We start from the raw sequence: 12,648 nt of genomic DNA on the forward strand, positions 1-12,648 counted from the left end.
TCGTTTCCCTTCCTTAAAATCGACCTGGACGACCGTGTCGTGTCGGTTTTTTAATGCTCTGATCGCTCACGGCTGAACCGCTCGGCCAGCGCCGGCAGTTCCCTTTCGACGAATTTCAAGAATTCTGCGCCATCGGGTGTTTCGGCCAAAATGCGGATATCTTTCGAAGAGATCGTGAAACGTCCAAGCGATTCGCCCGTCACACCCGTGATCGCATTGCCCTTATTTTTCACCGCGTTCTTGGATTTCAGGCCGTTCAGCACCGCAAGAAACCTCTGGTCGGATCCGAAGCGCTTCTCTGCCGCGCTTGAAAGGACAGCGCGAAGCCGATCCATTTCATTGGGATTGTCGGAAACCGCCTTGGCGAGATCGGCCCAACGAAGGCGGCCAACCTTCGGTGCCCTGCCGATCGCCTCGATCATGTCAGACGGTACGGTGCGATAGACTGTTCTCATCCGCGCAAGCTCCGCACCGTCGATGGACAGGGCAGCATAGATGTCACGCGCCTTGATGCCAGCTTCATCCATCCGGCGCGCAAAGAGTGCCCGCTCGATCCAGGAAAGATCCTGTCGATTGGCGTTTTCGATGCCTTGAGCAATCACCAGATCAAGATCCGAAATCTCGACCTCGATCGCCTTGACCGGAATCCCCAGATCCTTGGCCGCCTGGAGACGGCGATGACCATAAACGACCTGCCAGCGATCAGGAGACGAGGGAGACTTGCGGACCTGTATCGGAACCTTCTGGCCTTCCGCTTTGACCGAGTTGCGGAAGACCTCAAACCGTGAGCCGTCGTCGTCCGGCAGACGATCAGGATAGGGCGATGGATCGATCTTGGAAGGGTCAAGTTCCCTGATAGCCCCTCCACCTGCCTCGACAAGCGCTTTCAACCGGTCACGTTCAGACTTGATATCGTCGATTGCCCTGTGTGCAGCACCGACAACACCAGCGCCAACGCGGCCAGATGGTGGTGTCACTGTTGCGGAGGGAGTGTCTGTCGAGAGCTTGTTTTCCAGCTCCGCAGACAGGAGGCCGAAATTGGCAACGATCGACTTGTTCGATGACTTGCTCATGTGCGCCCCCAGCTGCTGTTGATCAACTTGACGATAGCCTCGTTCACAGCGTCAACCGCCTCGCGCGCCCGCTTATGCGTGTCTCGTCCGATCTGTCCCATTTCAAGCTCGTAGATCGACCGCTTCGCAAGTCCTGCGGCCTCCACCGCAGTGCTCTCGATGGAGGTCGGCAAAAGCACGTCTGAGCCAAACAAGTGGCGCATCATGGCGACGACCTGTGACTGCGGCGCGTCGTTTGGATCGTGGCGTGTCACGAGATAGCGGATGAAGTCCTGATCAAGCTGAGCGCCGCTTTCATTCAGCACGCCAATCAGATCACCCATCATCAACAGAAACTGGCTCATTGACGCGACATCGAGCATCGCGGGATGAACGGTAATGATCATGCTGGTCGCAGCATACATCGCGCTCAGCGTCAGGAAACCAAGTGAAGGAGGCGTATCGAGGATAACGACATCATAATCCGCCTCGACCTCAGCGAGCGCAATCTTCAGTCGCTCGAAAAAGATCGGTCCCGAGTTCGATTTCTCGGCCAGAACACGTGGCGTGTCGTGCTCGTACTCCATGACCTCGAGATTACCCGGAATAAGATCGATACCATCAAAATAGGTCTTGCGAATGATCTCTCGGATCGGTCTCCGGCCGGCGTCATCATAGCGCAAAGCGGCATAAATCGTTTCGTTGGCGCCAACATCGAATTCCGGCTGTGCTCCGAAAAGCGCAGAAAGGGATGCTTGAGGATCAAGGTCGAGCGCAAGGACACGATATCCCTGCAACGCTAGATAATGCGCAAGGTGAACGCAGGTCGTCGTCTTGGCGCTGCCGCCCTTGAAGTTGGCGATAGAAACGACCTGAAGATGCTCACCTGCACGACGGCGCGGGAGAAACCTCAACGCTTCGGCCGGCTTCTGCTCCGCAAAAAGCTCACGCAACTCGTTGATCTGGGCAAGCGTATAAACACGGTGATTGTTTTCCAGTCGTCCTGGAACCGGTCCTCTTCCTTCGCTCGACATGAGCTTCAGTGTAGAATCGGGTATGGAAGTCAGCTTCGAGACTTCGTTGGTCAGGAAAGGCCTCAGGCTTTTCTCCGACTTTGGAGGATACATGCGCGTGCGAAGCTGCTGCAATTGCTGCGACAGAAGTCCGGCGTGGCGCATGATCTTTGCGCCCGCATCTTCCTTCTGACCGTCCGTTACTTTTGCCTGTCCTGCTATCGCCATCATTCCCTCTTGGCGGGCAATCGCCGTTTTGCCGACCCATATCCGCCAAGATACAACATGATTCTAGCCTGACGTCCAGTTGTTTAGAGTTAACAAAAGCCTAATGAAGGGAGAGTAAGACCTCCGCGACCATCGGAAAGTTTGCGCCATTACATCATATTCACCAGATACTTAGCGACACTAACAAGTCAGACCGTGCGCAGTTTGTTCTAGGGTCAAGTGCACATGCAAATGCTCCCGGAACCAGGCGCCCATGACCGAGTCGGCAGAGTTCGCGCGACTCATCACAAATCCGGATTTGTAGGATTCACCAACTGCCACGCCCTTCTGATCTGTGCTGATTTCATCGTCAATAAAAACAAGGGGAACTTCATGGATATCAGGGCAATCTCGAAACCTCAGAGCGACATCGACAAAAAACTCTTAATTGAGCAGCACAAGCTGAGAGCGCACATCTTTGCGGGTCGCCTGGGTTGGGAAGTTGAAGTCCGTGGCGGAGCAGAAAGGGATCGGTTCGATGATCTCGGGCCAACGTATATCCTTGCCGTGCTGGGCGAGGAAAAAGTCATAGGATGTGCCCGGCTACTTCCGGCCACGGGCGCAACAATGGTCGCCGACGTTTTCCCATCACTTCTTCCGGACGGAAAGCTCCACTACCACCCTGCCATGATCGAAAGTTCGCGCTTTTGCGTCGATACGAGGATCGAGGAGGGAAGGGGCTCCAACGTCATCCACGAAACGACATTGGCGATGTTTTCCGGGATCATCGAATGGTCCGTCGTCAATGGCTACTCCGAGATCGTAACAGTCACTGATCTGCGTTTCGAACGCATTCTGTCTCGAATTGGCTGGCCTCTGCAGCGCATTGGCCACCCATCGAGAATCGGGGTCACAACTGCCGTTGCGGGAACGCTTCCGACAGATCCTGGCGTTTTCGCAAGGCTTAGGCCTTCAAGCTACCGATCTTCGATCGCTCGCTGTCACCGATGATTTTTCAACAGGAGTAGACCGTGGTCCAGCTTCCTTCACATTCAAGGCTCGTAAGAAAACTACAGGAGGCGTTCGGTGACCAGCTTTGCGCCGCACTCGATGACAACAGCGTCGTCGAGATCATGCTCAATCCGGACGGGAAGCTCTTCGTCGAGCATCTTGGGCAAGGGATTTCGGCGGTTGGTGAAATGTCTTCAACTTCAGCTGAGGTAGTGATTGGCACTGTCGCGCACGCGCTGCGATCGGAAGTGGACCTTAATCATCCGATTATTTCTGGTGAACTGCCAATAGGCGGACATCGATTCGAAGGCCTTCTTCCCCCAGTAGTGACAAGGCCGATTTTTTCAATCCGACGCCGGGCATCCCGCTTAATCCCTCTGGAAGATTATATTGGCCAAGGGGTAATGACGCAGATCCAGGCCGCTAAAATCCGAAGCGCGATCAATTCACGCCTGAACATCGTCGTATCCGGCGGAACGGGAACGGGTAAGACGACACTTGCCAATGCCATAATCGCAGAAATCAACAACCAGGCACCCGACGACCGCATAATCATACTTGAAGACACGGCGGAAATCCGTTGCGCCAGCGCAAACGTCGTACTCATGCGTACCAGCGATACCGTCGATATGGGCCGATTGTTGAAAAGCACCATGCGCCTTCGACCGGACCGCATCGTGGTCGGCGAGGTACGCGACGGCGCAGCGCTAACCCTGCTCAAGGCATGGAATACTGGGCACCCGGGTGGCGTCACAACGGTCCACGCCAATACGGCGACATCTGCCTTGCGGCGCCTGGAGCAACTAACCGCAGAAGTCAGCCAATTGCCGATGCGCGAAGTGATCGGGGAGGCAGTGGATCTTGTCGTGTCAGTCGAACGAACCGCACGGGGTCGTCGCGTGCGCGACGTCATCAATGTCGATCGTTTCGCCAACGGCGAATATGAAATCCAATCGGACCAGCTCACGGAAGAACAGGAGGCACGCGATGTCGCGTAAAAGATTGCCTTTAGCGATCGCGAATTTCACCGTTCTCATTGCTCTTACGTTAGACACGCCCGCTTTTGCCAGTTCCGGCGGAAGTCTTCCATGGGAGGGACCACTCGAACAAATTCAGGAATCCATCACTGGTCCGGTGGCGGGCTATATAGCACTGGCCGCCGTGGCAATTGCCGGCGGCATGCTAATTTTCGGTGGCGAGCTCAACGATTTCGCCCGCAGGCTGATGTACGTCGTCCTGGTCGCCGGCATTCTGCTTGGTGCCACGACCATCGTCGGTCTGTTCGGAGCCACCGGCGCTTCGATCGGCCTACCAACAGAACAGAACACGCTGCTCAATTCGAACCCAGAAGGGGAGGGGGCAACGTGAGCCTCCACCACAATCGCATTCATCGCGCGCTGTCACGGCCGAACCTCCTGATGGGCGCCGACCGCGAATTGGTGCTGATCACCGGGCTTGCGGCCGTAATTCTGATTTTCGTCGTACTGACCGTCTACTCTGCGCTCTTTGGCATTGCCGTCTGGATCGTCATCGTTGGCGTTCTTCGCATGATGGCCAAGTCCGATCCGCTGATGCGGCAGGTTTATGCCCGTCACGTTTCCTACAAGTCCTACTACCGGCCAACGGCCGCTCCGTGGCGAACATACTAGAGGTGTCCTGATGGCTGCCCTCAAACGTTTCCGCGCAACCGGCCCTTCATTTGCTGACCTCGTTCCCTATGCAGGGTTGGTGGACAACGGCGTCCTGCTCCTGAAGGACGGCAGCCTGATGGCGGGCTGGTACTTCGCAGGTCCGGACTCCGAAAGCGCCACCGACCTGGAACGCAACGAGCTCTCCCGGCAGATCAACGCGATCCTGTCGCGTCTAGGGACGGGGTGGATGATCCAGGTCGAGGCGATCCGGGTCCCGACGGTCGACTATCCCACGCCGGACCAGTGCCATTTCCCGGACCCTGTCACCCACGCGATCGATGCCGAGCGCCGGATCCACTTCGGGCGCGAGCAGGGGCATTTCGAGAGCAAGCACGCCATCATTCTAACCTACCGGCCGCTCGAGCCGAAGAAGACGGCGCTCAACAAATATATCTATTCGGACGAGGAGAGCCGGAAGAAATCCTACGCCGACACTGTCCTGCTCGTGTTTCGAAACGCGATCCGGGAAATCGAGCAGTACTTGGCCAATACGCTGTCGATCGCGCGTATGCAGACCCGCGAGGTCCGCGAGAGGGGAGGGGCGCGCATCGCGCGATACGACGATCTCCTGCAGTTCGTTCGATTTTGCATTACCGGTGAAAGCCATCCCGTTCGCTTGCCCGAGGTCCCGATGTATCTTGACTGGCTGGCAACAGCAGAGCTGGAGCATGGCCTGACACCGAAGGTCGAGAACCGGTTCCTCGCTGTCGTCGCTATCGATGGGCTGCCGGCAGAAAGCTGGCCCGGTATTCTCAACAATCTCGATCTGATGCCGCTGACTTATCGGTGGTCATCACGGTTCATCTTCCTGGATGCGGAAGAGGCGCGTGAGAAGCTCGAAAGGACCCGGAAGAAATGGCAGCAGAAGGTTCGGCCATTCTTCGACCAGCTTTTCCAGACCCAGAGCAGGTCGGTCGATCAGGATGCCATGACGATGGTCGCCGAAACCGAGGACGCCATCGCTCAGGCTTCGTCGCAGCTTGTCGCCTACGGCTACTACACCCCGGTTATCATTCTATTCGATTTGGACCGTGAAGCGCTTCAGGATAAGGCCGAAGCTATCCGCCGGCTGGTCCAGGCCGAAGGCTTCGGGGCTCGCATCGAGACGCTGAACGCGACAGATGCGTTTCTCGGCAGCCTGCCCGGAAACTGGTACGCCAACATCCGCGAGCCGCTGATCAATACGAGCAATCTGGCGGACCTCGTTCCGTTAAACTCGGTATGGTCGGGCAATCCGGTGGCGCCTTGCCCGTTCTATCCGTCGAACTCGCCGCCACTGATGCAGGTGGCTTCGGGATCGACCCCGTTCCGCCTCAACCTCCATGTCAACGACGTCGGCCATACCCTGATTTTCGGGCCAACGGGCTCCGGTAAATCGACGCTTCTCGCGCTGATCGCCGCGCAATTCCGCCGTTACGAGTTCGCCCAGATCTTTGCCTTCGACAAGGGCAACTCTCTCCTCCCTTTGACGCTTGCGGCCGGCGGCGATCACTATGAGATCGGCAACGACCAGAACGGGGAGGGAAGGGCCCTGGCATTCTGCCCACTACGCGATCTTTCGACAGATGGCGATCGTGCCTGGGCGACGGAGTGGATCGAAATGCTCGTTGCCCTGCAGGGCGTCACCATCACGCCCGACCATCGCAATGCCATATCGCGCCAGGTCGGGCTGATGGCGACAGCGCCCGGAAAGTCATTGTCGGACTTTGTCAGCGGCGTGCAGATGCGCGAGATCAAGGATGCGCTCCATCACTATACCGTCGATGGCCCGATGGGTCAGCTTCTCGACGCGGAAGAGGACGGCCTCACGCTTCGAGCGTTCCAGTGCTTCGAGATCGAGCAGCTGATGAATATGGGCGAACGTAACCTGGTGCCCGTCCTCACTTATCTCTTCCACCGGATCGAGAAGCGGCTCGACGGCTCTCCGAGCCTGATCCTCCTCGATGAGGCCTGGCTGATGCTCGGGCATCCGGTGTTTCGCGACAAGATCCGGGAGTGGCTGAAGGTTCTCCGCAAGGCCAATTGCGCTGTTGTTTTGGCGACGCAATCCATCTCCGACGCCGAGCGCTCCGGCATTATCGACGTGCTGAAAGAATCCTGCCCGACCAAGATCTGCTTGCCCAATGGCGCCGCGCGCGAACCGGGCACGCGCGAGTTCTACGAGCGGATCGGGTTCAACGAGCGCCAGATCGAGATCGTCTCGAGCGCCATTCCTAAGCGCGAATATTACGTCGCCACGCCAGACGGGCGGCGGCTCTTCGACATGTCGCTCGGGCCGGTGGCGCTGAGCTTCGTCGGCGCATCCGGAAAGGAAGACCTGAAGCGGATACGCGCGCTGAAGGCTGAACACGGCCAGGACTGGCCTAGCCATTGGCTTCAATCGAGAGGAGTTCACGATGCCACGTCGCACCTCAAAGTACAGTAACTGGATCGTCGCAACAATGACCGTGGCAATCGCGCTGCACCCAGTTGCTCCCGCACATGCTGGATCTGCAACGGGTGCTGCCACCGAATGGACGCAGCTTGCCAACAATGCGCAGCTCATCGATCTTCTCAAAAGCTCTGGCCTGCAGGTCGACAACCAGCTGACTCAGATCACGCAACTGGCGGAACAGATTCAGAACCAACTGAAGATCTACGAAAACATGCTGCAGAACACGGCGCAGCTCCCTGATCATATCTGGGGCCAGGTCGAGAGCGATCTCAACCGTCTGCGCAGCGTTGTCGATCAGGGACAAAGCATCTCGTTCTCAATGGGCAATGCCGACGACGTCCTTCAGCAGCGATTCAAGAGCTATACGGACCTGAAAACCAATCTGCCCAATGCTGCGACCTTCTCGAGCACCTACCAGTTCTGGTCGGACACGAACCGGGACACGATCGGCAGTACGCTGAAGGCAGCGAGCCTTACAGCGGATCAGTTCGATACGGAGGAGGGCACGATGAGTTCGCTGCGATCAATGTCGGAGGCGGCCGACGGCCAGATGAAGGCCCTCCAGGTCGGACACCAGATCGCTGCCCAGCAGGTTTCCCAGATGCAAAAGCTGCGCGGCCTCGTTTCCCAGCAGATGACGATGATGGGGACGTGGCTTCAGACCGAGCAGACGGACAAGGATCTCGCGCAGGCACGCCGTGAGGAATTCTTTAAATCAACTGCACCCTCAACATCCGGCGGTGAGAAGATGAAGATTGAGTGGTAGCCGCATGACCTCTGAGCTCAAACAGATCAGGGGGATTGCGGTGCTCATCGCATTCATCATCGTGTCGTTCCAGCCCGCGATGGCGCAGGAAGGATCAATCCTGACAGCCCTCCAAAACGAGATCACCACTGCCGCCAAGGGGTGGGAGACCACCGTCATGGATGCGGCGAGATCCCTGTTCTGGATCCTCGCAGGGATCGAAATCGGTATTGCTGCCGTCTGGCTGGCGCTCCAGGCCGCGTCACTCGACAGCTGGTTTGCTGAACTTGTCCGGCGCATCATGTTCGTTGGCTTCTTCGCATTCGTTCTCGCGCAGGGTCCGACATTCGCGAAGGCGGTCGTCGACAGCTTGTTCCAGATCGGTGCTGGTGGAGGCACAGCGTCACCAGCGGATGTGTTCAACGCAGGTTTGGCTGTTGCGACAAAGATGTCGGAGAAAGTGCAATTCGGGCTGTTCGAGGACAACGCGCTCGCAATTTCGGCGGCGTTTGCGATGGTCGTGACGGTGATCGCGTTCTCACTCGTCGCCGCGATTTTCGTATCTGTGATGGTCGAGATGTATCTCGGTCTGCTCGCGGGAATGATCATGCTCGGATTGGGAGGCTCGTCCTTCACCAAGGACTTCGCAATCCGCTACCTGATCTATGCGTTCTCGGTCGGCATGAAGCTCATGGCACTGGTCATGATTTCCCGGATCGGTTCCGAGGTCTTGATCGGCCTAGCCAACCGGCCCGACGTCGGGGACCAATTCCAGACCGCATTGGCGATCGCCGGGGTCGCGGTCGTGATCTTCATTATCGCCATGTACGTGCCAAATATCATCCAAGGCGTCGTTCAGGGGGCTTCGGTTACAGGAGGAATGGAAACCATCCGTCACGGTGGGCAGGCCGCGTCATTTGCACTTGGAGCAGCTTCTCTAACCGCGGGCGCCGTCAGAGCCGGAGCATTGGCAGCCCAATCTGCCCGGGCCGCCGGATCCTCGGTCGCGGGGGCTGCGCTGCGAGGCATGGGCGCCGGGGTCGGATCAGCCGGAAAAGCAGCCGGCTCGGCTGCCAAGGAGAAGGCCATCGGTTCACCCGGAGCCTATGCCGGCTCAATTATGGGCCTCGCCAACGCCAAGCTCGATCAGAGCCCCACTGGACAAAGCGGACCGAAAACGCCGCCAGAACGAAACGGCAAGTAATCAACAGGAAGGCAAAAAGCGATGGTAGCAAACCGGCCGCCCGACAGCCCTTACCTTGCCGCGCGGCAAGAATGGACGGAACGATATGGATCCTATGTCCAGGCCGCGCGCGCATGGCGGATCGTCGGCATTCTTGGATTGTCGATGGCCGTGATCGGCTTCACCTATGCCATGTATCTCAGCACGCAGGTCAAGCTGGTGCCCTACATCGTCGAGGTCGACAAGCTCGGGACCTCGATGACGGCAGGCTTCCCCCAGCAGATCGAGTATGCCGATGCCCGCGTGGTTCGTGCGACACTCGGGAACTTCATCACGAGCCTGAAATCGATCACACCGGATGCGGTGGTGCAAAAGCAATATATCGACCGAACTTACGCACTTCTCCGGACGTCCGACCCCTCGACTCAGAAAATCAATGCCTGGTTCCGTGGCAACTCGCCGTTCGAGAAGGCCAAGACGTCGACCGTCGCCATCGAGGTCAACAACATCGTTGCACTCTCCAATCAGACCTACCAGATCGACTGGACCGAATACGAACGCGACCGCAAGGGCAAAGAAACCGGCACGCGCCGGTTTCGCGGCATCGCGACCGTCGCGCTGACCGCACCACAGGACGAGGCGATCATCCGCCTCAACCCGATTGGTCTTTATGTCCAGGACTTCGACTGGACCGCACAGCTTTAGGGCAGGGGAATTCATATGCATAGAACAGGATTGATCGCGGCCGTCGGCTGCATGGCCGGGCTCGTCCTTGCGGACTGCGCAGTTGCGCAGAGCATGACATCGAATGAGGTGAAGGGAACCAGCATCTCGCGGAAATGGCGCGGGACGCCTGGTCTGGTGACGACCGGTCCAGAGGGAAAGGTGATCTTTCTGTTCGGCGAGACCCAGCCCTCGGTTGTCTGCTCACCGCTTCAGGTTTGCGACATCGAGCTGCAGGGCGGCGAAATCGTCCGTGATGTGCTTGTCGGTGACACGGTCCGCTGGAAGGTCGAGCCCGCGACATCGGGGGCGACCGGAGGCCAGACTATCCACCTGATCGTGAAGCCGTCCGAGGCAGGCCTCGTCACGTCTATGGTCATCACGACCTCGAGGCGAACCTATCATATCCAGCTCAAATCCCATCCCAGTCAGTACATGGCCCGGATCGGCTTCGAATACCCGGAGGATGTGTCGACCAAACTGGCCGATATCAATGCCCGGCTTGAGACCGGAGGCCTTCCCGGAACTGCTCCGGACAAGCTGAACTTCTCCTATTCGGTCAGTGGCGGCGCCTCATGGCGGCCGAAGCGCGTCTATTCCGACGGTGCCAAGACCTACATCCAGTTTCCCCGGTCCATCTCCGGCCAGGACGCTCCGGTGCTGTTCGTCGTCAGCGGTGGCCAGAACCGCATCGTCAATTATCGGATGAAGAACGACATGATGATCGTCGATTATGCGGTCGACAAGGCCGTGCTCGTTTCCGGGGTCGGCTGGCGCCAGCAGAAGATCACGATCCGGCGGGGAGGCTGACCAATGAGGAAGACCCTCGCCGCCGTCATCATCACTGCCATGCTTTCGGGTTGCCAGACAGGAGATGAGACGCTGACCACCAGTTCCACACCGATTGCCGTCACTGGCGCCACCGCAAGCGCAATTGCCAGCGACATGGCAAGCCGGCTTGCGGAACAGGTTGGCCCGGCCGGCACCACGATCCTCAAGATGGATAAGGACACCTCAGAATACGCCGCCGCTCTCGAGGCCGCGCTGAAGGGATGGGGCTACACGGTCATCGCCGATGGAAAAGTCGGCAAGGATCAGAAGCCGGTCGAGGTTGCTTGGTCGATCGATAGCTTTGATGGGCAGGTTCTGGCACGGATTGGCACGTCGGCCATCGCGCTCGGCCGGGCCTACACCGCGACGTCAGCGGGCGCGACGCCCGCCAGTCCGCTTTCGATCATGCAGCGTAACTGAGGGAAGGGTAGAACATGGTTCAATCACTTCAGCTCGGCACAGTGGGCAATGCAGACGATCAACAGAGTATGCGACGCCTCAATCGCCTGCCGATCATCGTCGCGATCGTCATCATCGTTCTGTTCTTCGGAGTCGTGATCGTCGGCCTGTCATGGCGCGGTCTTTCCTTCAACCGTGGAAACGAACTCGACACCACCTCCGCGTCACCGGCGACCACATTCGGCGATCAGCTGAAACGGGGCGTTTCGGACGGGATCATAGGCGAGCCGGAACAACGCGAAGTGTTCCAGCCGACGCCCGTCGTTGTTGAGCGCGAGCCAGTGAGAGAACCGGTTGTGGAGCGGCAGAATGAGGTGCAGACGGAACGGCGATCGCAACTCGAGCCGGAGGCCGAGTGGAAGGCGCGGCTGAAGCGGGAACAGGACGAGCAGATCCTTCGCGAGGCGCAGCGTCAGAGAATGGCGAGTCTACAGGCGCGGGCGACGGCGCTCGATTCCCCGCTCAAGGTGGACGTCTCTGAGGTGCAGAAGAACGCTTCCGCGAAAGGGACTGACGCCCATCAACCGCTGAATGCCACGACGAACAATGCATCCGATCTGTACAGTGCTGCGATGAAGTCCGGACTGCTCGGTCAGAACGTCGATCAGAACGGTCAGACCTCGAAGGAAAACTTTTTCAATCAGGACATCAAGGATCTTGGTTATCTGCCGAACCAGGTCGTCCCGCAGCTCTCGCCTTACGAGTTGAAGCGAGGATCAGTCATCCCTGCCACGATGATCACCGGCTTGAACTCGGATCTTCCAGGCAGGATTTCCGCACAGGTTAGCCAGAATGTCTATGACAGCGCCACCGGGTATCGGTTGCTTATCCCTCAGGGAGCGAAGCTGTTTGGTCGTTACGATTCCAAGGTGTCGTTCGGGCAGGAGCGCGTGCTAGTCGTCTGGACAGACCTGATCTTCCCTAACGGTTCGACACTTCAGATCGGCGGCATGTCCGGGACGGATGCCGAGGGGTATGGCGGCTTCAAGGACAGGGTTGATCGCCACCTTTGGCGCATGTTCGGCTCTGCCGCACTCGTTGCCATCATCGGCACGGGGATCGACATGTCGCTGCCTCAGAGCTCCACACTCGCCACCCAGGACACGGCTTCAGATGCTGCACGGCGGAACTTCGGGGAGAGCTTCGGTCGTGTAGCCGAACAAACAATCTCGAAGAACCTGAATGTCCAACCGACCATCAGGATCCGGCCAGGCTACAGGTTCAACGTGTTGGTCGATCAGGACGTCATCTTCCCGTCGGAATACATCCAAAAGTAGCAACTTTGTATGTTATTCTGGC

General features: G+C 58.2%; 13 protein-coding genes. 11 read left to right on the forward strand and 2 right to left on the reverse strand.

The annotated features are described in order from the left end of the window. Window positions 1-50: 50 nt before the first annotated feature. Window positions 51-1,073 carry a plasmid partitioning protein RepB gene (gene repB, locus N7578_RS23280; protein WP_311112692.1) on the reverse strand — a complete coding sequence of 341 codons (1,023 nt, stop codon included), beginning with the start codon at window positions 1,071-1,073 and terminating at the stop codon, window positions 51-53. Beyond that, entirely contained in the window at window positions 1,070-2,293 is a 1,224-nt protein-coding gene (gene repA / locus N7578_RS23285) for a plasmid partitioning protein RepA (RefSeq protein WP_311112693.1), read from the reverse strand. Before repA ends, repB begins: the two co-directional genes overlap by 4 nt. 372 nt (window positions 2,294-2,665) lie before the next feature. Here repA and traI point away from each other — a divergent pair, with 372 nt between their 5' ends. The 11 genes from traI to trbI are packed head-to-tail and all read left to right on the forward strand — an operon-like array spanning window position 2,666 to window position 12,626. Continuing rightward, window positions 2,666-3,283 carry an acyl-homoserine-lactone synthase TraI gene (gene traI / locus N7578_RS23290; protein WP_311112694.1) on the forward strand — a complete coding sequence of 206 codons (618 nt, stop codon included), beginning with the start codon at window positions 2,666-2,668 and terminating at the stop codon, window positions 3,281-3,283. A gap of 20 nt (window positions 3,284-3,303) precedes the next feature. Further along, window positions 3,304-4,281, forward strand: coding sequence for a P-type conjugative transfer ATPase TrbB (trbB, locus tag N7578_RS23295; protein ID WP_311112695.1), 978 nt, complete (start codon window positions 3,304-3,306; stop codon window positions 4,279-4,281). Next, a complete protein-coding gene (locus N7578_RS23300) occupies window positions 4,271-4,651 on the forward strand; it encodes a TrbC/VirB2 family protein (protein ID WP_311112696.1) in 381 nt (126 codons plus the stop codon). The genes trbB and N7578_RS23300 overlap by 11 nt, the downstream gene beginning before the upstream one ends. Further along, window positions 4,648-4,932, forward strand: a complete 285-nt coding sequence (locus N7578_RS23305; protein WP_311112697.1) for a conjugal transfer protein TrbD — start codon at window positions 4,648-4,650, stop codon at window positions 4,930-4,932. The genes N7578_RS23300 and N7578_RS23305 overlap by 4 nt, the downstream gene beginning before the upstream one ends. A gap of 10 nt (window positions 4,933-4,942) precedes the next feature. Continuing rightward, entirely contained in the window at window positions 4,943-7,399 is a 2,457-nt protein-coding gene (locus N7578_RS23310; protein WP_311112698.1) for a conjugal transfer protein TrbE, read from the forward strand. Next, window positions 7,371-8,174 (forward strand): P-type conjugative transfer protein TrbJ, encoded by an 804-nt coding sequence (gene trbJ, locus N7578_RS23315; RefSeq protein ID WP_311112699.1) that lies wholly within the window; start codon window positions 7,371-7,373, stop codon window positions 8,172-8,174. Before N7578_RS23310 ends, trbJ begins: the two co-directional genes overlap by 29 nt. Before the next feature lie 4 nt (window positions 8,175-8,178). Continuing rightward, the gene (gene trbL, locus N7578_RS23320; RefSeq protein WP_311112700.1) at window positions 8,179-9,357 is read left to right on the forward strand and encodes a P-type conjugative transfer protein TrbL; all 1,179 of its coding nucleotides are present in this window, start codon (window positions 8,179-8,181) and stop codon (window positions 9,355-9,357) included. Window positions 9,358-9,378: 21 nt separating this feature from the next. Further along, complete coding sequence (locus N7578_RS23325) at window positions 9,379-10,041, forward strand: conjugal transfer protein TrbF (protein ID WP_311112701.1); 663 nt, start codon at window positions 9,379-9,381, stop codon at window positions 10,039-10,041. A 15-nt stretch (window positions 10,042-10,056) separates the two neighbouring features. Continuing rightward, entirely contained in the window at window positions 10,057-10,869 is an 813-nt protein-coding gene (gene trbG / locus N7578_RS23330; RefSeq protein ID WP_311112702.1) for a P-type conjugative transfer protein TrbG, read from the forward strand. Window positions 10,870-10,872: 3 nt separating this feature from the next. After that, complete coding sequence (trbH, locus tag N7578_RS23335; RefSeq protein WP_311112703.1) at window positions 10,873-11,310, forward strand: conjugal transfer protein TrbH; 438 nt, start codon at window positions 10,873-10,875, stop codon at window positions 11,308-11,310. A gap of 14 nt (window positions 11,311-11,324) precedes the next feature. Continuing rightward, window positions 11,325-12,626 (forward strand): IncP-type conjugal transfer protein TrbI, encoded by a 1,302-nt coding sequence (gene trbI / locus N7578_RS23340; RefSeq protein WP_311112704.1) that lies wholly within the window; start codon window positions 11,325-11,327, stop codon window positions 12,624-12,626. Window positions 12,627-12,648 lie beyond the last annotated feature (22 nt).

It is taken from the genome of Agrobacterium tumefaciens (genome assembly GCF_031801495.1).
Taxonomy (GTDB): domain Bacteria; phylum Pseudomonadota; class Alphaproteobacteria; order Rhizobiales; family Rhizobiaceae; genus Agrobacterium; species Agrobacterium tumefaciens_K.